The organism is Bradyrhizobium sp. Kon37 (assembly GCF_055807535.1).
Genome location: NZ_JBVVOY010000047.1, coordinates 1 through 19,103, shown reverse-complemented (window position 1 = coordinate 19,103; position 19,103 = coordinate 1). Strand labels below are relative to the sequence as shown.

General features: G+C 57.3%; 16 protein-coding genes and 1 pseudogene. 10 read left to right on the top strand and 7 right to left on the bottom strand.

The features are described from left to right. Positions 1 to 380: 380 nt before the first annotated feature. The 3 genes from AC0L3J_RS36350 to AC0L3J_RS36340 form a co-directional block, all read right to left on the bottom strand. The gene (locus tag AC0L3J_RS36350) at positions 381 to 824 is read right to left on the bottom strand and encodes a hypothetical protein (protein WP_085351816.1); all 444 of its coding nucleotides are present in this window, start codon (positions 822 to 824) and stop codon (positions 381 to 383) included. Continuing rightward, on the bottom strand, positions 814 to 1,767 hold the full coding sequence (locus tag AC0L3J_RS36345) for a helix-turn-helix domain-containing protein (protein WP_204513358.1): 954 nt from the start codon (positions 1,765 to 1,767) through the stop codon (positions 814 to 816). The genes AC0L3J_RS36350 and AC0L3J_RS36345 overlap by 11 nt, the downstream gene beginning before the upstream one ends. Positions 1,768 to 1,842: 75 nt before the next feature. Then, entirely contained in the window at positions 1,843 to 3,360 is a 1,518-nt protein-coding gene (locus AC0L3J_RS36340) for a carbon-nitrogen hydrolase family protein (protein WP_473350283.1), read from the bottom strand. A 95-nt stretch (positions 3,361 to 3,455) separates the two neighbouring features. Here AC0L3J_RS36340 and AC0L3J_RS36335 point away from each other — a divergent pair, with 95 nt between their 5' ends. The 7 genes from AC0L3J_RS36335 (at position 3,456) to AC0L3J_RS36305 (ending at position 9,227) form a co-directional block, all read left to right on the top strand. Further along, positions 3,456 to 4,538 carry a hypothetical protein gene (locus tag AC0L3J_RS36335; protein ID WP_473350282.1) on the top strand — a complete coding sequence of 361 codons (1,083 nt, stop codon included), beginning with the start codon at positions 3,456 to 3,458 and terminating at the stop codon, positions 4,536 to 4,538. Between the two features lie 103 nt (positions 4,539 to 4,641). Continuing rightward, positions 4,642 to 5,217 (top strand): M12 family metallopeptidase, encoded by a 576-nt coding sequence (locus tag AC0L3J_RS36330; protein ID WP_231189440.1) that lies wholly within the window; start codon positions 4,642 to 4,644, stop codon positions 5,215 to 5,217. A 20-nt stretch (positions 5,218 to 5,237) separates the two neighbouring features. Further along, positions 5,238 to 6,392: a S1 family peptidase gene (locus tag AC0L3J_RS36325; protein WP_231189437.1), complete on the top strand. Its 1,155-nt coding sequence runs from the start codon at positions 5,238 to 5,240 to the stop codon at positions 6,390 to 6,392. Positions 6,393 to 6,403: 11 nt separating this feature from the next. After that, positions 6,404 to 7,750, top strand: a complete 1,347-nt coding sequence (locus AC0L3J_RS36320) for an alpha/beta hydrolase (protein WP_259217533.1) — start codon at positions 6,404 to 6,406, stop codon at positions 7,748 to 7,750. A gap of 373 nt (positions 7,751 to 8,123) precedes the next feature. Then, entirely contained in the window at positions 8,124 to 8,384 is a 261-nt protein-coding gene (locus AC0L3J_RS36315; protein ID WP_473350281.1) for a LysR family transcriptional regulator, read from the top strand. Further along, positions 8,302 to 8,478: a hypothetical protein gene (locus AC0L3J_RS36310; protein WP_473350285.1), complete on the top strand. Its 177-nt coding sequence runs from the start codon at positions 8,302 to 8,304 to the stop codon at positions 8,476 to 8,478. The genes AC0L3J_RS36315 and AC0L3J_RS36310 overlap by 83 nt, the downstream gene beginning before the upstream one ends. A gap of 455 nt (positions 8,479 to 8,933) precedes the next feature. Next, positions 8,934 to 9,227 (top strand): hypothetical protein, encoded by a 294-nt coding sequence (locus tag AC0L3J_RS36305; protein WP_473297123.1) that lies wholly within the window; start codon positions 8,934 to 8,936, stop codon positions 9,225 to 9,227. Positions 9,228 to 9,276: 49 nt separating this feature from the next. Here AC0L3J_RS36305 and AC0L3J_RS36300 read toward each other — a convergent pair whose 3' ends face one another. Further along, the gene (locus AC0L3J_RS36300) at positions 9,277 to 10,050 is read right to left on the bottom strand and encodes a YkgJ family cysteine cluster protein (RefSeq protein ID WP_473350280.1); all 774 of its coding nucleotides are present in this window, start codon (positions 10,048 to 10,050) and stop codon (positions 9,277 to 9,279) included. A gap of 4 nt (positions 10,051 to 10,054) precedes the next feature. Further along, the gene (locus AC0L3J_RS36295; RefSeq protein WP_473350279.1) at positions 10,055 to 10,207 is read right to left on the bottom strand and encodes a hypothetical protein; all 153 of its coding nucleotides are present in this window, start codon (positions 10,205 to 10,207) and stop codon (positions 10,055 to 10,057) included. 511 nt (positions 10,208 to 10,718) lie between these two features. Here AC0L3J_RS36295 and AC0L3J_RS36290 point away from each other — a divergent pair. Continuing rightward, a pseudogene (locus AC0L3J_RS36290) lies at positions 10,719 to 10,844 on the top strand (tyrosine-type recombinase/integrase); the annotation flags it as partial. A gap of 3,693 nt (positions 10,845 to 14,537) precedes the next feature. Here the strand turns inward: AC0L3J_RS36290 and AC0L3J_RS36285 are convergent. Both AC0L3J_RS36285 and AC0L3J_RS36280 read right to left on the bottom strand, forming a co-directional pair. Further along, on the bottom strand, positions 14,538 to 14,702 hold the full coding sequence (locus AC0L3J_RS36285) for a hypothetical protein (protein ID WP_204513370.1): 165 nt from the start codon (positions 14,700 to 14,702) through the stop codon (positions 14,538 to 14,540). A gap of 10 nt (positions 14,703 to 14,712) precedes the next feature. Next, on the bottom strand, positions 14,713 to 14,868 hold the full coding sequence (locus AC0L3J_RS36280; protein WP_473350278.1) for a hypothetical protein: 156 nt from the start codon (positions 14,866 to 14,868) through the stop codon (positions 14,713 to 14,715). Positions 14,869 to 15,606: 738 nt separating this feature from the next. Between AC0L3J_RS36280 and AC0L3J_RS36275 the strand changes: the two genes are divergently transcribed. Both AC0L3J_RS36275 and dctA read left to right on the top strand, forming a co-directional pair. Next, positions 15,607 to 16,821 carry a TlpA disulfide reductase family protein gene (locus AC0L3J_RS36275; protein ID WP_473350277.1) on the top strand — a complete coding sequence of 405 codons (1,215 nt, stop codon included), beginning with the start codon at positions 15,607 to 15,609 and terminating at the stop codon, positions 16,819 to 16,821. 543 nt (positions 16,822 to 17,364) lie between these two features. Continuing rightward, positions 17,365 to 18,660: a C4-dicarboxylate transporter DctA gene (gene dctA / locus AC0L3J_RS36270; RefSeq protein WP_473350284.1), complete on the top strand. Its 1,296-nt coding sequence runs from the start codon at positions 17,365 to 17,367 to the stop codon at positions 18,658 to 18,660. Positions 18,661 to 19,103 lie beyond the last annotated feature (443 nt).

Here is a 19,103-nt window from a genome sequence, read left to right as displayed (position 1 = left end):
CCACAACTTCCGCCGTATCCTCGCCTGGCTCAGAGAACTCTTGTGCCTCTTCCTGATCCAGCTATCGCATACGCTTGCCTGTCCGCTCCCGCTCAATTCGGCTTCTTAACGGACGACTAGTTTTCAATTTTTGAAGATCCCAATACGGATCGATGAACGGGCACTTGTAGTTGGGTCCGATATATTCCCTCTCGGCGTCATCAAAGAAGATCCGAGCCGCACCATGAGACTCCTCAGGTATGATCAGGAAAGCGGCGTCCTCTTGTATAAAGTCTAGGTCGCCGACGTGCCACCACTCTCGTTGCCATTCGAACAAGTAGGTGGTTTTGCCTGGTGCCTGGCTGGCAGCCGACCACCTCGAGCCCTCGCTTTCGCGAGCGTCAGCCGATTCTTTCCAAATCGGCCAGACACTTTTCGAGGTTATCCTTGGCTTCGCTTAAAAGCCTCTTCGTCTCGCCCAGTCGCTTGAAGTCAGGTTTCACCGGGCCGGCACCCACCGCGCTTAAGTGATGGCAAACAGTCGTGAGATCGCTAGACATATCCTCGAGAACGAAAGCTATATTTTCGAGCGGCACTAGCCCCGAAAAAAAGGTGTTGGATACAGTGTCGTCCTGGCCGGTCGGCCCCTCGAACTTCACCTCGACGAGCGGGACTAGGACATCGCGATTGTCACGCGCAGCTCTGCCCATACTCATGACCAGCGAGCTGAATGTCGCCGAGATATATGTAAGCCGGTCGACCAGGGCGCTTCCATACAACATGACAGCGTCGGGATCGCTTTGCACCTCATCCGGCTTCGAAGCACTAAGATCTTCATTCGACATGTTCGGTGTCCTCTCCCTGCAGATGCAGGATCCCCACGGGGAATGAGACGGCTTTGGCACTCGTCATGGGTTCTATCGTGTAGGAGCCGTGCGCTTCGGCCTTTTTTGCCTGTACGACAGCGACGGTAAGAGCTTGATAGGAGCTTTTCGTCCTCGCCTTCATATATCCGGGCGCGGCGGGTGCCGGCCCATGGAAATGGAGCAGATAGTCCTCCATCGCTCGCCGGACGCCGACAGCGCTCGCGTTCAGCGTCCCAGCTGTGGCGTGCGATGAGCCCTGCATTGCCAAATCAATAAAGGTGCGAACAACCGTGTCTGCATCTGCTGCTAGGTGGAGCGGGTGGGCGGCTACCGGAAATTTGTCTCGAACGAGATGGGTTGACCCGCCACGCTCCTTCGCTTCGCGCTTTTCTAACGCAAGCAAGCCGTCACGCGTCAGCGCGAAATGAGCGAATTTGCCCTGTGTTGTTCGCTCCACGAAACGCGCATTCGTCATGAGGCGGAGGATACGGCTGAGATTTGCATCTCTCAGAGACAACCTCTTTGCGATCGCTGCCTTTTCCATCTGGCCCGACGGTGTGTCGCGGAGTAACGCAAGTATTGCGACGACGTGCTGACGATGCATGACCTCGTCTGGACGCGCGAGCTTCGAGGTATTGATCGACATCTGCAGAAGGTCGTAGAATGCTCTGAAGCGCTCCGCATAGGCAGCATTCCTTGGTCCGAGTGTTGCGCTCATCCGACGCAAGATATCGAACCATTCCCGCAGCTCAGGGTCACGCCGACGGCTTTCAAGGGCGTTCCAAACCCACGCCCCGAGTGTTGCATAGAGGCGCTCCAAGCTTCTTTCGGAGCCCTCTTTGAGGAGGTCCGAAATGACACGCCGTGCCTCGCTCGCCGTCGCTTCGCCCGTCTCTATCTTTTCCAATGCTACGTCCGACATGGGCTAGCCCTACACCACAACCATTAAGAACGTTTTACAACGATTTACTCTGATTTTAGTCCCCGAATCTAGGTGTCAAGGGCCCCATTTGTAGGCAGCCCAAACGCCTTTTTGACCGAGTTCCTCGAGAGAAACCGCGCTGGGTTCCTTCAGAAGCGGTAGGATGCTACCTATTCTGTGATCTTTGAGCGCTGTTTGGGTCGGATGCTGCACCACGAAGCTACGGGTGCCGAACCGCACCTCAACCTGAGCCGCAGTGATCTGGTGGCCGTGCATCGTGCGGTCGTTTCCCATCGATGGGACAAGCATCACGTCCACATCGAGTTCGCTGAAGGGTGTCTCGCAGACGTCACAGAAATCCAGGCAAATGGCGATCCCAATCAAAGCGCCTTCGGTTGCCAGGACACATACGCGGTCACCCGCAGCGATGTTTTCCGTTCCCCAACCATCGTCCGCGTACGGGGCGATCTTGTCGTAGATCAGGCGCTCCTCTCCATAGCCGTTGTAGATCCGGGCTCGGTTGACGATCCCACGGTCGGTTGTCTCGTGCCAGGTCCCTGGAATCAGAATTTCGGGAGCTTCCAGCTCGTCCGTAATGTCGCGATCTCGAACGAGCTTGAGGATCTTCTCGCGCAATTCCGGCGAGACGGTTAACTCGGGCCACACAATCGCGATGCAGTTCTCCTTCAGAGCCTGACTGATCTGCTGAGAAATCGTGTCCTCAGCTAACGGCACCTCAATGCCCGAGATGATGAAGCGCTTATCGCCCTCTGTTGAACAGAACTCTGGCTCGAGCTCTAGTGGCTTGAACAGGCAAGCGCCCATCTTCCATTCGCTCACATCCGGTGCGGTACTATGCAATGTGCGAGTATCCACGACCTGGACAGGATAGCCCTGTATCACTGAGGGCAAGATCCGATGAAAGAGCAGGCCTCGTTTTGAGTAGGCCTGCAGCCTTCGAGCCGGACGCAATGCGCTCACGCCCTGCCGCGGAATGAACCAACATCTAAGCTGCTCGACGTGCCACTCACTCGGCGCGATCGGCCAATGAGACCGCCGATCAGCAAGCGCACGATCGAGTTCCCGTATCAGGCCGCCCATTCTTACGGCCGCGAGTTCAGGCGTCTCATCGGACAGCGACCAAGAGAGATGGCCATCTCCTATTGCGCCGGTGAAGCTCTCTCGTGCGTCCTCGATTCGCTTTTCTGTAAGATTTCGGTAGGCCTTGTGCACGCTTCCCGGAGCATTCCGAAACAGCGTATCGAGCTCGATCAGAGCTTTCCTGAGATCATCCCGACTGGCCTTCGTGACTAGCTCCTGCCGCGCGGCAAGCTCCCGCGCCTCCTTCTTCCAGGCATCAAAAACTGACGTTTCGGCTCGGCTGTCCACGCGCCCAGGCAAAATTTTCGTCCCAATCACCACCACCAATATATTCCATCGATAGGCGTGCGCCGACGATTTTGCAATCGGCCCGACCAGTTGCTCACACTTGTCGGCCGGTGCCGAGCCGCCACAAGTGACTCGCTTTCGCAGAAGTGTACGACCGCAGTGAAAATCTGCGCAAAACCGAGTGGGGACAACGAAAAGCTGCATTGTTGTCACGATGCTATTGACGAACCCATGCGGACTGTTTTTCAATGTGCACGGGAGATCCGCGGGTGCTCAGGCACGCGGACGGGGGCGTTCATATGGGGATATTCAGCCGAGCCGCGGCTGGCATTGGCATCTGCCTTGCCGTGGGCGGGTGCACCAGCCTGTATCATATTCATGACCCGCAGACAGGTGTGATCACGGTGGGTGAGCTGCCGTACTTTCTCAAGTCGATCAGGTGTGAGGTCGTGACTTTCTACCAGCTCGAACGCGAGAGGCGAAAGGAATACCTGAAAATCTACAAGAGGCGGCCTGAAGAGGCGTTCGATAGGTACGCTCATTTCGACATCGACCCCTTCCTGTACGGCACATTCTTTCTGGAGTTGAAGGTGACCGATACCGGCGGGCTCGGATCCGGTACAGCATTCGACTACAAAAGGATTCTGAGCGTGAGCAGTAATGACGTGACCCATGTGGGCCCCACTGCTTCAGCCCAGGATACCTATGACCTGATCTGGTCATTTCTGATGAAGCAGAACGCCCAGCTAGCGTCCGATACGGCGCCGGCGCCGGCGGATCCAGCAAGGTATGAGCGTGGCTGCTATCGAGGAGTGCCTGCGGACCTGATCGAACTCGAGGGCCTCGCCGAGCATAAGTATCCGGACCGCGCCGCCTACAAGCGCATCATTGTCGATGCATCCAAGCCGCTCGCAGCTTGGTTACGGGACAACGCGATCCTCATAGCCGCCAACAATCTCACGCCGGCCATGCCTTCGGAGAGCGCGGAGCCGGCGCAAATGACGTACACGTTTTCAGTCCAGGTTACTGGCGGCGTCGAGGCAAAATACTCTCTCACCTCGTCGCGCTGGACGCCTGCTGCAGTCCAGGCGTCGGCCTCCGCTCAGCAATTCAGTAATCTCGGAATCTACATCAACGGTCCGAATGCCGTCCTTGCTAACGGAGCCAAATCCGGGTCCGCCGGCTATGCGGACAAAACGCCGCCGCTTGGATCAAAGGACAATCCAATTTACACGGCACCCTCGCCGGGAGGAGAAAAGTCGCAGGAATTCCCGGGAGCAGCCGGGTCCACCGGGCGCCGTACGGGCGCTGGGCCTCGGACAAATGGTTTCATTGTGGCGCCAGTGCCTGTGTTCCCGCCGACCCCTACACCGACGCAGTAGGAAAATGTTTCGCCTGTGGCCGCCCAGACTCGTTCTGTTGCTCGTCCTCTTGTTCTGCTGGGGGGCGAACGCTCAACCTGCGCTTCCTTCGGGAGTCTCCGAAATGGAATTGTACGGCACGGTCATTCGCGGCTCGAAATGGGACATCAAAGAGATACCGGTCTGCTGGGAAAACCTGCAGCCGAAGGATCAAAAGTATGCCGATCTTGTTCGGAAAGCGGTTGCGGAAACGTGGGAGACTGCGGCGCAAGGTGGCGTGCGGTTTTCGAAGACCTGGCCGTCCTGTACCGACGGCGCGCCGGGTGTGCACGTGCGAGTCTCTGATGAGGGTGCCCACACCGACGTCGTCGGCAAGTATCTCGACCGCAAGCCATCGGGCATGACTCTCAATTTCAGTTTCGATCATTGGAGCAAGGGCTGTCGAAATAGACGCGAGTTCTGCATTCGTGCGGTTGCAGTCCACGAGTTCGGACATGCTCTTGGTTTCACCCATGAACAGAACCGCGACGATGCGCCGGAGCAGTGCCGCAACGAGAAAGCTTCTGGCTCGGTCGGCGATTATAAAGTCACCAAGTACGACCCCAATTCCATAATGAACTATTGTAATCCAGCATGGAACGGAAACGGACAGCTCAGCCCTCTCGATATCGCCGCTGTCAGGACATTCTATCCCTCCTGACACTCGGCCCTTTGGTATTCATGGGCGCTCCCGCGCAGGCGGATCGTGCGGCAGTGCAAATTGCTGCGCGTTACAACGTCAGGACGGTTCACGTCCAGTTCGTTGGCGTGATGTACAACGACAAGCAGGAAGTCGGCGGCGGCTCCGGGCTGCTCATCGGCGACAGCCTCGTGCTGACCAACAGCCATGTGATCGGACGCGAGGAGAACTATAAGAGCTTCGAAGTCAATGCCCGTCTCGGGTCGCGCAATGCGAACCCGATCAAAGTCACTGCGGTTCATCGCGACGATGCCAGAGACTTGGCTCTTCTCGAGCTGTCGCAGTCCGCCGGAAACAGCGGAGGCGCCTCTCGTTGTCCGATGCCCGTGATCGATGACAACCAGCAAGCCCCGATGGGGACTCAGCTTTATCTGCTCGGTTATCCGCTCGATCTGGATCTGAGCATATCGAGCGGTCTGATAAGCAACCAGACTAGCCCGAACGGTCGCTGGCAAACGAACACGGTCATGAACGTCGGCAACAGCGGCGGCCCCGCATTCAACGAGTTCGGCGCCCTGCTGGGGATCGCAGTTGGCGGCATCGTCAAGTGGAACGAGGCGGATGTTTTTGGCGTCAACTTCATCATTCCCGCCACCGTGATTACTGCAAGCCCCCTGTACAGCATGATCGCGGCCATTCCGCAGCCGTCTGTTTGCTGGACCAAGTGGGTCGAGACAACGATCTCGTTTGAGAACTGGACCAAACTGAATTCCACGCATGTGCAGACGCAAGCCAATGCCGGCGTGAAGATCCCCGAAATCCTCTCCGGAGCGATCCATACGCTTCTGCCCGAAGACCGCCGCCTCATCGTGAACGTCCCGGTGTCGCAGCTCGTCGACCCGAAGCTGATCGAGCGGGCGTATACGGTGGACAAAACCAAGGACGATCACCCGGTCGTATTTGCGGAGCATTCGGCGGACTACGCCGAGACTTTCCCTGCTGAGCCCGGCTACCGCATCACAGGGTGCACGTGGCACGTTGAGACCGCCAATGGTGCCAGCAATATCGGTTGCGCGATCAACGGCGGCGGGGCGGAGGTTCGCTTCACCTACAAGCTTACCAGCGGACCTGCTGTCGACAGGTATCGCGGATGGCTGGGCGCTACGGTCAACGTTTCCCAAACCCTTGCAAAGTAGGTAGCTGATCGATGGTCATGCTCGTCTTGCCAATTCGAGGTTCGAACCGGTTGCATCGGCTCGGCCACGCGTTCCAGCAGCTTCGAACAGTGCTCATTGTCTTGTTTTGCGCGCTCGCGACCGGTTGCGCCCACCAGGGTCCGGCCTCGCAGCAGGCCAACCGGCATATACAGAAGGCGCCCCAGAAACATGAGAGCGCGTTCAAGAAATACGGCTATCGCTATGGCCCCGGGTACTACCACCATGTCCGGCACTATCATGCCTATCGGCCGTGGCGACGGACAACCGGTGAGGCGAGCGAGGAGGCGCCTCCCGACAAACGCAGCACCGGAGCCGCGGTGGTGGTCAATAGATCTGTGATTAAGGGGTTGGTACCCGTCTACTTCGCCACCAATCGCGTGGTGACCGGTGGGTCCGGTCTGGAATTGACCCAGATCTCCTATAGTCGTGCGGCCACCAACACATTTGGCTGCGTGACGGTTAGCATTCCCATCGTTCACAAGATGGGAGAAGTCGAAACGCCGAAGACAAGCTGGTTCGGGATGCGCAAGGAGGCGGAGGCCGATGGAAAGCACTTCCGAATCCAGAAGCTCGATCGTCTTTCTCGTGAGGAGTTTGCTTCCGCTATCGCAAATCCGGCCGACAGCCTGATGCTCTTTGTGCACGGCTACAACGTTGCCTTTTCGGACGCAGCCTTCAAGGCGGCTCAAATTGCTTTCGACGCGAACTACAAAGGCCGTGTCATGATGTACTCCTGGCCGTCCAAGGGCGGAGTGAAGGACTATGACTACGATCGGGAGAGTGCTTTGTACGCTCCGGATGGCTTGTTCGATCTCCTCCAGCTCATTAAAACGGCGGGCAAAGTGTCACGGATTATCGTGATTGCGCATAGTCTGGGCAGCGAGGTGGTTTTGGGCGCCTTGCAGCAAGCCGCGCTGAGCCAGACGGCGCTCGGGATTACTGAATTGATTTTTGCGGCCCCGGACGTGGATCGCGACATTTATCTTCAGCGCGCGAGCCAAATCAAGGCAGCGGCGGGCGCGGTGACGCTATACGCGTCCTCGACGGATCTCGCGTTGCTCGCCTCCATGGAGAAAGCGCAATCCGCGTCGCGAATGGGGTTCGTAACCAAGAGCGGGCCAACTCTCGTGCCCGGTATCGAAACGGTCGATGTTTCTGCTGTGGGAAGCGAAATGTTTGCTCTAAATCACAGTACGTACTCAACCAGCCGCGCGGTTCTCGATGACATAGGCCGGATCATCTCGTCTTCGACGCATCTTAAACCCCCGCAGCGGACGCCGACCCTGCGATCGATGCCCGACGATTCGAATACGACTTATTGGATGTATCCCTATTAAGAATCGCTCTTCGGCTGTTTGCAGAGTTGTGGGCCACAAACCTGGCAGATGTGTGCGCGTTCAACGCGAAAATGAAAACGCACGGAGGCGAAAACTGATTGATTGTACGGCGGATGTGGTTTCTCAATCAGCGGGTCCCAGGTTCGAGTCTGGTGCGCCCATCAAAATAACGGGCCGCAGTTACTGGCGCGCCATTGGCTCGAGTCACGTCTGAGTTCGGCGTGTCGAATAATTTGCCTTGCGGAAAGCGGCAACCAAATTCGTAGGTCTCTTTTCCGATATGTGCCAAAACTGGATCGGCTGCTCCAGCTAGAGATCTTCGCCAAGACCGCCGAGCTCGGCAGCCTGTCCAAGAGCTGCGGACATTCGGCGGATGTCGAACGCGGCCGCGAGCCGACACCTGAGCGGACTGGAGGAGCGGCTCGCGGTGCGGCTGATCGAGCGCAACACGCGCCGGCAATGGCTGACCGAGGCAGGACAGGATCTGTTGCAGCGTTGCAGCCCGCTCCTGAAAGGATGGCGTCAGAGACCGCGCGCTGTCGCCCAAGCGCATGCTGCGCGTCACGAGTTCGCTGTCGTTTGCGATGATCTACATGGCGCCGATGCTGCCGGCATTTCGCAAGCTCTACCCTAAGCTCGACGTCCAGATCATCGCGGCCAACCGCTATCCCGATTTCCTCGGGGCCGGGTCTCCCTCCGGCGAGGACCGCCTTGTTGGATTAGCCTAATTGGCGCGTAGCAGTCCTTATGGACAGCCATAAGCCAGTACTCAGCTTGGGAAGCTCGATGTTCTCAAGGACATTCAAAGTGTTAGCTGCAAAACCAGCGCCAATTCGCCCCAATCCCATCAATATCTTACGCAGTGCTCGCAAAAACCGAGCGCTGATCATCCAGCGCGACGACGGAATGTTCCAGATCGGGGTGAGCGATGGCGCCCTCAGTCCGTTCGAGACGCGTAGCTTCGCTGAAGCTGGAATGGAGGCGCCACGCCTCCTGAAATGCGAAGGGCCGCCTCGGCAAAGGCAGCCCCCAATCGCAAATTCAACTTCAGCACCGACACAAATAGCACCCCCGCGCAGGCCCTACAAGCGTTGCAGGCGCGTCGCCTGAGGGCGGACTTCCATTTGCCGCCAGCGACTGCGGCAGCCGTTGCGGAACTCGCCTTTGGCCGGGCGGTGCCGCAATGACGGTTGCGGAGGAGACCGCGCCCGGCGCGACGCTGCAGACTGCGGCGGCGGTGAAGCTGCATGCCGACATTGCTCCCTGCGAATCGCCGGACCATCTCGACGCGATCTGCAAGCTGGTATGGGCTGCCCATTTCGCCAACGAACTTCCGGAACACGAGGCTACGTTCCTCGCGGCCTGCATCCCGCTTTGCCGAGCCCTTGTTGAGCCTGCCCCCGCATCTCTGCCTCGCGCCGGCGGCGGAGGACTTCATTTCGCTCGTCTGCCCCCTTACGCCCGTGACAATGCTTAAATTTCTTGCCAGAGCCGCATGTGCAAGGCGCGTTTCTCTTCGTCATCCGCTATTTGAAGACCATCTCATAAAGCATGGCGTGGCCGGGCGATTCTTCGAAGGGGACGGCGTCCTCTTGAGTGAGTGCTGCCGCAAAGATGTCCTCCCCGGGTAGCCAAGCTCTCTCCGCGTCTGGCGTATTTAGCGCGAGCTGGAGTGCGCTGTTGAGCTCGTAGCAGACGTGCGAAAGGCCCGCTCCCTTCAATGCGACAGAAAGTGCAGTTGAGTAAGCATCGCGCCCGACGATGTACATCATCGGGGTGGGAATGTTCTCGTCGGTGAGGTTGGTGTACGAGCGCCGACAAATCTCTGCGTCGGCAGACGAAGCCAGCCTGCAAAACAGGGGGCGGTCCTGGTAGACGGAGCACTTATCAGCTTCGAGGAGAGGACACGGGTGAGGATTGTAGGGTCGTTGCTCGTGCGAGAACGACTTGGTGATTTCATGCGCCTCCCGCACGCGAGCGCCGGCCCGCGACGATAGACGCTTTGCAAGAAAAAGGACTTCAGGTGCTGTGGCGCTCACCCAAATGTTGCAGCAGTGGGAGCATCCGCGACCGCAAGCGATAGGAATGTCGGCCATACCCTTCACCGTCAAATCGATCTTCGAGAACAAATACTCCAGCGTTTCATCGACGCTGAAGCTCTGCTTGGCGCGACCGAGATGGCCATGAATCTGTCGCGCCAACTCCGCGACAATAAACTCGTTGAGCGCGGATGGGTCGATCCCGCCCGCGACGGCTTTTGGCGCTTGCTTCTTCGCTAGGCGACGTTGATTTCGATCCATACCCTCATCCCAACTCATTCGCTATCCGCTTCAACTTGCGAATGGCGTCATCGAGCGCGCTTTGCGCTTCGTCAGTCTCCTTATTCTCGATGTGGTTTTGAACGTCTGCGAGCTCTCGACGAATCACCCGCATGATTGCTTCTGCCGCTACTGACATGAAATCCTCCGGCGCAAAATGCCATATCTAGAAAGCAGGCATCAGATCGCAACCAAAGCGCGAGCGCAAGTCCTACGCGCTAAATACGCCGAATGATCCGCGCCGGGGTAACAGCGATGACTTCACGGCACGCTGCAGTCGCGTTGTCGTCAATCCGGTGCGGAGGAAGCATTTGCCCCGACCAATAGTCACGGACCCGGTTGAGGTCGACCAAAGGCGTTTGTGGTTGGAGACTTCGCCAGTCAGCAAAGTGCTTCGGGGCTTGGGCGTCGAGCAGCTCAATCTCATAGGGCAGCATCGTGGCCTGTCGGCCATCCGAAGTGGCGTAAAAGCGTGCCTCATATTCGTCGTCAAGAAAAAGAGCGAGTCGAGGCGCGATGGCTTTTGTGCGAACTCTTGGTTCCTGACGTACTCAAAAACCGCCTTCCGGAACGCCTGATTGTAAGGCCAGCCGGTTAGGCGAACAATGCGCCCCCAGTTGCCGGGAGTCGTCGCGCGGATCAGGAAGGCCTGCTCTGCCGAAATCGCCCACGCCGTTGATCTGGCCGGGCATACTGGCTTGCGCCTAGGCGACTTGCTGCGTTTGTCCTGGTCTCATGTTGGCGAGGACGCGATTATGCTGACGACCGGCAAGACGAGCACACCGATTCAGCAGGCCCACCAGTACACTGAATTGTTTGTCAGGGATCGGTCTAAAGGCGGGCGATTCGCGTTGTATGTGGGCAACGACCACGTTCAAACTGCCCACGATCTTGTACCACTCGAACAGTATCGCCCTGTAGTCGCCTGTACAATGATTACCTTTTCGTCGGCGAACGAAGGCGGTCTGGGCAGCAGGTCAAACTTCGGTTCGTCGCTCATAAGCACATCCTAGCGTAGACATCTCGTCGCGCCCCCTCTCCAAATTTCTACCGATTGTTATATTTCCTCGGGCGAGGCTGGTTGGACCCGCACACATCTAATTTTCGCACAATAAGACAACGCGACCGCCGTTGTCCGCTGCCCTGGCAGCGTCACAGCAATGATGGCCGCACTCATAGTGGTCGTTTGCTGTCAGCGTTCACAGAGCGCGTTGACGCCACGGCCCCCAGCGGCTGACATTGATGAAACCTCAAAGCGCTGCAACAGATGCTGCTCTGCAATAGAAACACCCATTGGTTGTCGCACGATCATCGTTATAGGATAGGTGTGGCTTTTGGGCCGTGGATTTTCCTAGCTTCAGTTGTTGTCGATCCAATTTGTCGAGAAGGATCAAAAAATGCTTCGAGGGCATGCTGTCGTTAAGCCGTTTTCCATAGCAATCTTACTCTCGCTAGTCGCACTTGGCTGCTGGCCGGTTCTCGCCGAGCGACCTCGCCGGTCGGCGGACGCGCCCAAATTGCTTGAACGGCAAAGATGTTTTTTCGGGATTACCCTCTTAAGGCACGAGCCGAAAAATGTGTCTGTGGAGCAAATGAGCCATGATGGGACACAGATTCCTTGGGCGGGCACCGCAAAGACCAATCGAGTAGTTCTGCGAGTAGGCGGCGATCCAGATCCTTCGCCCAATATTTGCCCGCCGAGGGGGATCGTCGAATTCGAAATCAGAGAAGGGCACGAACAGTTTACGTATCAACCCAATATCCTGTCTCCCGTAGCAGGATGTCTTCCAAACGATTGCTCTCGACTTGTAGGGGCAACAGCCGTGACGCTGCAGCCCAAGACGGCGTACAAATGGCAAGCTCGTCTCGTGGCTATCTATGACTGGATGGAGTGCACAAACTCCGGTTGCCGCTGTACCGGCGAGGCGAACAGGTGGCCGGGATTTTGGGAAGAGATTGGCCTCCCCCTGCCCGGCTATTTATCATTCTTTACGCCGTAGGCTGATGCGGATCAATGCTCAGGTTCATCTAACATGGTCTCCAAACGGCTCTTGCTCTGCTGCCCGCTCCAGCCCGCCGTCTTCTGCCGATTGTTCTCGCCCCTACGATTCGAAGCCTATTTCGAAGCTTCTCCACCTCTCTAAGCTCGGCGATGAGCGTTTGGAGGCGTGCGTGCAGAACAGCACAGCTGTAGCCCTCGCGAATATTGGTCATTACCTGCCCCGGAATATAATTTGGATTAAGGAGCCACGATAAAACAGGACATTTGAGCAATCGCTAATTCGTGCGTTTAGTGGGCTAGAGCCGTAGCCGCCAGATGCTCCCAGTACTCTGCCTCTGCGAGCAGCTTCCAGCTTCTCTCGGGATCACGCGCGGCGGCTTGTCGGCATAGCAACGCCATCGCGCGAAAGCGGCGCATAGCTTCCATCGCAAAACTCCCTGCTTCTGTTTTCCCCAATCCTATTTTTTATTACTGCGGTGGAGTCATCATGATTATCGGACATAACTAAATTTGCCCTTTGAGGGCATCCAATTGGGTTCCGTCAGAGCATCGAAACGGAACTGCTTTCGCTTCAGGCTTCACATCAGTTTCGAATGCCACTTGATGCGGCATTGTCGCGCGCGGATTTCGCAGCTTGACGTAATCCTTCAATAACCGTCGAAGCAGCGCCGTCAGCGCTGCGGGTTACGACAGCAAACCTGCCCATGCTCCTCAACCCCGACGGCGCTCAGGACACTCAGCCAACATGGCATGATGCTTCGCGGGAGCACCCGCTTGTTCGGGGCGCTAACCCATCTGAACCAACGCCCCGGTTTGACCAACAAATATTTTGAATCTGCAATAAACTGCGCCGTTTGTAAGCGCACGTGATAATTTGGAGAGCGCTGGGCCCGAAGCTCTCGACCGAAAGCTGATACGCCGCGATGCGCGGCTTATTTGGGGCGCTGCTCAGCTGCCGGCCCGCCTGAGTGGAGTTGCTCATGAGTACTGAGCGGAATCCCGACCCTGTGATCCTGTTGTTCGCGATTGCCGTGATAGTCGCGGCGTTCGCAGCATTCGTCACGACGTTTGAGCGGGTTGGGAGCACCACAGCTGGTGGCGAGGCTCCCTCCGGGACCACGGGGATGGGCAAGCCTCGCACGCCTCTTGAGCGAGCACCAGACCCATCAGTAGGGAAGTAACCGCCACACCGGTGCCGGCGCGTGTGCCCGTTCTTGTATTGCAGCATCGCCCCCGCAGCCTTGTCAATCGACTGAACCTTCGAACGGAGCTGACCCGAAACACAAAGCGAAAGGAACGCGCAGCGACAACCCCTCTGGTGTGTGGGGCCTTCCAAGTTCACGCTACCGTCTTTTGGAGCTTGTATGGTCCTACCTCCGATTGCATACTCTTCCCGTTGCGGCCTGCATATTGTTTCAATAGTCATTGTTCGAGGCAGTACTGAGTAATCGAGGTCAGGTTTACAACTATTCGGCTATTCTGCGTGAACGGGTCGAGGAGCTCATCGCACTATTCGGGCAACTGCAGACGCTTAGGCGTCGCCTGCAAGCCGCTAACGCGAGAAGGTTTGGTCGGCGTATCCCGAAGGCCGCGCGGAGAAGGAGAGTTCTTCGGCGCTGATAGCTACCGTTCAATGCAACGATCGCGCGTCCCCGAGTCGACATTGATACGAAGCCGCGTCCAGGCCGCTTCAAAACACCTGCATCTGCAGCCATTATCTGCAACACCGAAGCGTTGGAGCAACAGTTTCCCGGCGCTTTGACCAGTGCGCGATTCTTAATTTGCGTCGTGTGCGCGACTCAGACCTGCTCTCCGTGGGAAGCAGACAGGCGGCGGGGGAATGATTGTACGCGCGGGGGCCATTGTTACGTTGCTGCTGCCCCTGGGCTCCGAAGCCTTCGCTTCGCGTCACTACAGACCCACATCGCGGTATCATGCAGCGAGGTCAGATACTACGTCCCGAAATATTCGGCACCGGTGGCCGAGATGTACGCTCGTAATCAGCGCGCTACCGACGCACAAATCGAATGGGCCCGACGTTGCGTGGCTTCGAACGAGGCCGCCGAAACAGGGCCGCGCCGGTACAAATGAGCATGACCGGTGATCGCCTGGACATGCTGCATATTCTTAGACGCTAAATCCGTGGCGTAACTCAAGTGACACCAAAAATAGAGCCGCATTCGCGCGGCTCCTCCTCTTACTGCGGGTCGGCTTCGTCGCCCTCAGCTTCGTCCCGCTCGGCTTCTCCGTCGTCCTCTTCTTCTTCGACATTGTAGCCGAAATCGACTTCTCTGAAATCGATTCGAGAGGCGGCGCATCGTCCTCCAACTCGGTTCCGCATCTTTCGCAGCGCTGAACGAAGAGCCAGGAGTGTTCTTCGCTAATGCGAGAGTGACGGCATTCGGGACACCAGAGAAGGTCGCTCATGGCAGTCCTCTTTTGTCCGATCCTTCAAGGTCGACCTTACTCATTGGTTCACCAGTTGGAGCTCGCTCCCTTTCTTCTTGCGCGTCGCGCGGGGTTTCTTGAGTGCCGCAGTCTCCTGAGTGATCTGCTCCTTCAGCGTTTTAAGCTCGTTATCTATCGATGTTTTTTCAGCGACGAGTTCAGTTATGCGCTTTAGCCTGTCCACTATAGTTCTCCTATGTGCAGGGTTTTTCCACGCATTGGTACCAAGGCTGTTCGAAGACCCAGCCTTTATCGACGGGCTGCAGTGTGTTGCCCGTGATCGTCGGAAACGTTTCGAATGCAGAGTGGTTGAGAAAGCGCAGCGCGATCGACGGCAGCAGCTCCATCATGCTTTCGCAGAGAGAAGCAAGCTGGAGTATGCAGATTGGCGCCGGGCGCCGCAAAAAACCGAGCTCAAGTCGGAATGACGCTGAGGTGGACGCGCAGCTGAGCCCAAGCGAAGCTCCGCGGACCAGAAAGATAGCGGTTCAAGTTTCAGAACAGCATTTTGCTGACCGCCCGGGAATGCGCGAGAGCGTCGTCGCCCAGGCGGCTCTTGAGCGCTTCCTGGATCGGGCCGCCTATGGCTGCTTTTGTTTACGCGGCCATCGATCGGAATGAGCAGGTGCTCAACTTCTGCATTTCGGGTGGGCTTTCCTCGTCCAGTACGCGACGGGGTGAATTCTCGAGCAATGGCCGCAAAGGAAGGAAACTATCCCTCAATCCCCCCTTGGCTCAAAAAGTTACATTGGAAATGTCAGATCGCACTCAAGCGCAAGTTGACGGGCCAAAGCAGGTCAGTTCACGTCGTGATCCCGAGCGCCGAAATGGTCATCCTGGAAGCCGATCAGGACGTGGAGTGGTGAACTCGACCTTGCGCTGCCTGACTTCCCGCCTCATCGGATAACAGGCGCGTCAAGAACCTCCGACCGACCGATTGCCTGAGAAGCTCCAAGCAACTGGTCGGATATGCGACATGCGTCGCAAGCTCGACAGGAATGATACAAAAAATGCGTAATTTCAATGAGCGCTGGCTGGCATGCGACTTGCTATTTTCTCCGCAGAGCCAGGTAAAGCGAATTTGAGCAATGACCAGTCTGACTGAGAGCGCAAGTCAAGTCGGTGCGGCGAACCTGCTGAGCGTCGGTTCGCGGGCCCCCTCGATCAAAGTGGAGAACTGGCTACGCGGCCAGCCCGTTAGAAAGTTCGAACGTGGGAAAGTATATATCCTCGTATTTTGGGCGACGTGGTGCGGACCATGTATCGCCTCGATGCCAAATCTGGTGGTCCTGCAAGACAAATACAGGAACAACGGAGTTGAGGTGGTGGGCATCGCTGCTCACGAACAAGCTTCGACGGAAAATGAAGCGCGAGCCAGCTTGGACGCCTGGTTGACAAAAAGCTTGTCAAATCTGAACTACGCGATCGCATTCGACTATGCCGGCGAAATGAACAAGCTTTGGCTGGATCCAAGCTTTTCTGTCGGGATTCCCACGTCATTCGTCGTTGACCGTGACGGCCACATCGCCTTTATTGGCCATCCGACGCAGCTCGATCATGCCTTGCCCAAAGTTCTGAACGGATCCTGGGCAATGAGCGACGAAGCCAAAGCGCTGGATGCGGAAAGGATAAACACGGGCCGACGCAGAAAGCGTGAACTATCGCAGAAGAGAGCTCTGGTGGAGCCAATCTTTGCCAGACTTGAGCCCGCCATGAAGACAAAGGATTGGCCGACAGCCCTTTCAGCTATCGAGGAGGCCCTCGCCGTGATGCCGGACGAGGTCACCTTCCGTGGGCTTCAAGCGGAATTGTTGCTTCACAAGATACGCGACCTGGGGGCTGGCCTGCCGGTGCTGCGCCAATTAGTTCGCGACGCGATCGAGAAGAAGTCCGTGGTTTGGATGAGCGTCGCGATCCGCCAACTGTTCGACCCCGCGAAAGACTACTCCGATTTTCCACATGCGGAGCGCTTTGCCATGGGCAAGGAGCTCTCCGAACACATCCTGGCGGCGAATCCGCCCCGCGGCAGCGACGGCGCGAAGTTCCTGTCGTACGGGGCGGTCGCTCAGTACTATTACGAGACCGGTAAGAGGGACCGCGCGATCGAATTGGTCGAGGTGGCGCTGAGATGGCTGGATGCAGCGCCTGCCTCGGATCTAGCGAAACGGGACGTCGTGCAGTGCTCTCTCCAGGCGTTGGCGAGCTACAGGAGTGAGAAGCTCTCTTACGAGGAGTGCTGTTCAGCCCCGCAAAACACGGCTCTCGAAAAACCGGAACCGAGATCGCCAAGGGAGGCAGCGTGAGCATTGCTGCTTGGCATGTCTTTTCGGCCTCGTGGTTTTGCGATCGCGAATCGAAGCCTCTTGGGCATGTCGGGGCATTCACATGAAGTGAGGACAGGAGGCACGAGCCGGTGATCGCAGGCGAGGCCGCACCACCATAACATCTTTATGGCGAATGTTTCCTCAAGGTTGGTCGCGCTCCGACGCGATGGCGGCGAGAGTGCCTGCTGAAGTGAAGAGTGGTCGCCGGCTGCTAAGATTGGCGTCCTAGAAGATGCTGAATGGCATCTTCGAACAACCAACAAGATAGAAATGGGTGGTGACGCTGATGCTTTCCAGCTCTCAAGGAGGCTTTCTCAACTTTCTATCGCTGCTGTCGGAAGCGGTTCAGAACTTCGTTCCGCTTGGACGGCAAGCCGATTCGGGAGAGGCGCCAGTCCGTGGCTCTGGACTGTGCTGTTCGGAGCCGTCAGATTCCCCTGCGCCCCCCAGTGAAGGAACACTGAGCGAAGCCGTACCTTCATTTAGCGCCCTCTTTGCTGGCACGGCGCCAGGTCGAGCATGATGTACAATCAGCGCCAGCGCCGCTCTGCCAAAGCCGCCGCCCTGTTCCGGAAATCTGGGCCCTGGTACAAAGTGCTTTACGTCCAGGTGCTCATAGCGATCCTGATCGGCATTCTCGTTGGCTGGCTATGGCCCGCTGTGGGGACGAGTAGCTGGGTGAAAGCGCTTGGTGATGGGTTCATCAAGCTGATCAAGATGGTGATCGCGCCGATCATCTTCTGCACTGTTGTCTCCGGAATTTCGCATGTTCAGGATGCACGAAAGGTCGGCCGAGTCGGCGTCAAAGCGCTACTTTACTTCGAGATCGTATCAACCTTCGCGCTCATCCTGGGTCTTTTGATGGGCAATCTCGCTCAGGTCGGCCATGGGCTCGCTCCCAAGGGGGATGCCGCGGCCGTAGCCAACTACGTCAAGACGGCGGAAGCGCAGAAGACGGTCGATTTCCTCCTCAATATCATTCCGGATAGTGTAGTTGGCGCTTTGGCCCGAGGTGACGTGCTCCAGGTGCTACTGTTTGCCATCCTCTTCGGGTTCTCGCTGATGGCGCTTGGGGAGGGGGGTGAGCGGATGCGCGGTCTGGTTGACGATGCTGCGCAAGCGGTGTTTGGAGTCATTAGGATCGTAATGAAGGCAGCCCCAATCGGGGCGTTCGGCGCCATGGCCTACACTATCGGCGAATTCGGACCGTCCGCGCTCGGTAAACTCCTCGGATTGGTCGCCCTGTTTTATGTGACAGCCGGGCTCTTTGTGATCATTGTGCTTGGCCTGATCGCGCGCTTGGTAGGTTTTTCTATTCTAAAGTTCATCGTCTACATCAAGGATGAGCTGCTGATCGTGCTCGGAACATCGTCGTCCGAAAGCGCGCTGCCGCAGTTGATGGAAAAACTGGAACGGCTGGGCTGTTCCAAGCCGGTCGTGGGCCTAGTGGTGCCGACAGGATACTCTTTCAATTTGGATGGGACGAACATTTACATGACGTTGGCGACCTTGTTCATCGCGCAAGCGCTCGGGGTCGATCTCAACTTCAGCCAGCAGCTCACGATACTCGTTGTGGCGATGCTCACCTCGAAGGGCGCAAGCGGTGTCACCGGCGCGGGCTTCGTCACCCTGGCCGCGACCTTGACTGTGGTCAGTCCTGAACTCGTCCCTGGCATTGCCATCGTATTCTCGATCGATAAGTTCATGAGCGAGGTGCGTGCGCTTACCAACATCATCGGGAACGGTATTGCCGCGGTCTTTGTGTCCTGGTGGGAGGGCGAACTCGATAGTGTTTCGCTACACGCGCAGTTAAAATAAATGTGCGAGCTCAGCCTAGAATGCCCCGGGCCAACAAAGCCGTGCCGTTCAATCCTGATTGGGAGCAGGCGACCATCCGGTGGAGACATTTGTTTTGTTCGAAAGTGCCACACAGACCGATGATTCCCCTTAAGCTTTCGATTTCGAAGCGAGCCGGCTCGACCGGTCCCTTATGAGCATCATTTAGTCGTCCGTGAACAAGGGACTAAGCGATTGAGCAGGAGTCAGTTTTTCTGTTGCGGCAGCATTTGAGATTGCAGGGATCAGGGGCTTGAGGCCCCCAAACCTTGCAATTTTCATTTGTGGATTCCCTTTCGCTGCGGACCATGATTCTGTGGTGCATTGGAGGGGCCGATGCGACCGAAAAAGCACAGGACGACGGGATCGAACGATCTGTTCCGGGCGCGGCTGGACCAGATCATCAACATGAAGCACGAGCTGGT

Bases quoted from the DNA above. Each gene is read 5' to 3' on its own strand.
- AC0L3J_RS36310 (WP_473350285.1), top strand. From the start codon at position 8,302: ATGCTGCGCGTCACGAGTTCGCTGTCGTTTGCGATGATCTACATGGCG.
- AC0L3J_RS36320 (WP_259217533.1), top strand. From the start codon at position 6,404: ATGGTCATGCTCGTCTTGCCAATTCGAGGTTCGAACCGGTTGCATCGG.
- AC0L3J_RS36280 (WP_473350278.1), bottom strand. From the start codon at position 14,868: ATGATGGAGCTGCTGCCGTCGATCGCGCTGCGCTTTCTCAACCACTCT.
- AC0L3J_RS36295 (WP_473350279.1), bottom strand. From the start codon at position 10,207: ATGTCAGTAGCGGCAGAAGCAATCATGCGGGTGATTCGTCGAGAGCTC.
- AC0L3J_RS36305 (WP_473297123.1), top strand. From the start codon at position 8,934: ATGACGGTTGCGGAGGAGACCGCGCCCGGCGCGACGCTGCAGACTGCG.
- AC0L3J_RS36275 (WP_473350277.1), top strand. From the start codon at position 15,607: ATGACCAGTCTGACTGAGAGCGCAAGTCAAGTCGGTGCGGCGAACCTG.
- AC0L3J_RS36335 (WP_473350282.1), top strand. From the start codon at position 3,456: ATGGGGATATTCAGCCGAGCCGCGGCTGGCATTGGCATCTGCCTTGCC.
- AC0L3J_RS36350 (WP_085351816.1), bottom strand. From the start codon at position 824: ATGTCGAATGAAGATCTTAGTGCTTCGAAGCCGGATGAGGTGCAAAGC.
- AC0L3J_RS36325 (WP_231189437.1), top strand. From the start codon at position 5,238: ATGGGCGCTCCCGCGCAGGCGGATCGTGCGGCAGTGCAAATTGCTGCG.
- AC0L3J_RS36345 (WP_204513358.1), bottom strand. From the start codon at position 1,767: ATGTCGGACGTAGCATTGGAAAAGATAGAGACGGGCGAAGCGACGGCG.
- AC0L3J_RS36300 (WP_473350280.1), bottom strand. From the start codon at position 10,050: ATGGATCGAAATCAACGTCGCCTAGCGAAGAAGCAAGCGCCAAAAGCC.
- AC0L3J_RS36330 (WP_231189440.1), top strand. From the start codon at position 4,642: ATGGAATTGTACGGCACGGTCATTCGCGGCTCGAAATGGGACATCAAA.
- dctA (WP_473350284.1), top strand. From the start codon at position 17,365: ATGTACAATCAGCGCCAGCGCCGCTCTGCCAAAGCCGCCGCCCTGTTC.
- AC0L3J_RS36340 (WP_473350283.1), bottom strand. From the start codon at position 3,360: ATGCAGCTTTTCGTTGTCCCCACTCGGTTTTGCGCAGATTTTCACTGC.
- AC0L3J_RS36315 (WP_473350281.1), top strand. From the start codon at position 8,124: ATGTCGAACGCGGCCGCGAGCCGACACCTGAGCGGACTGGAGGAGCGG.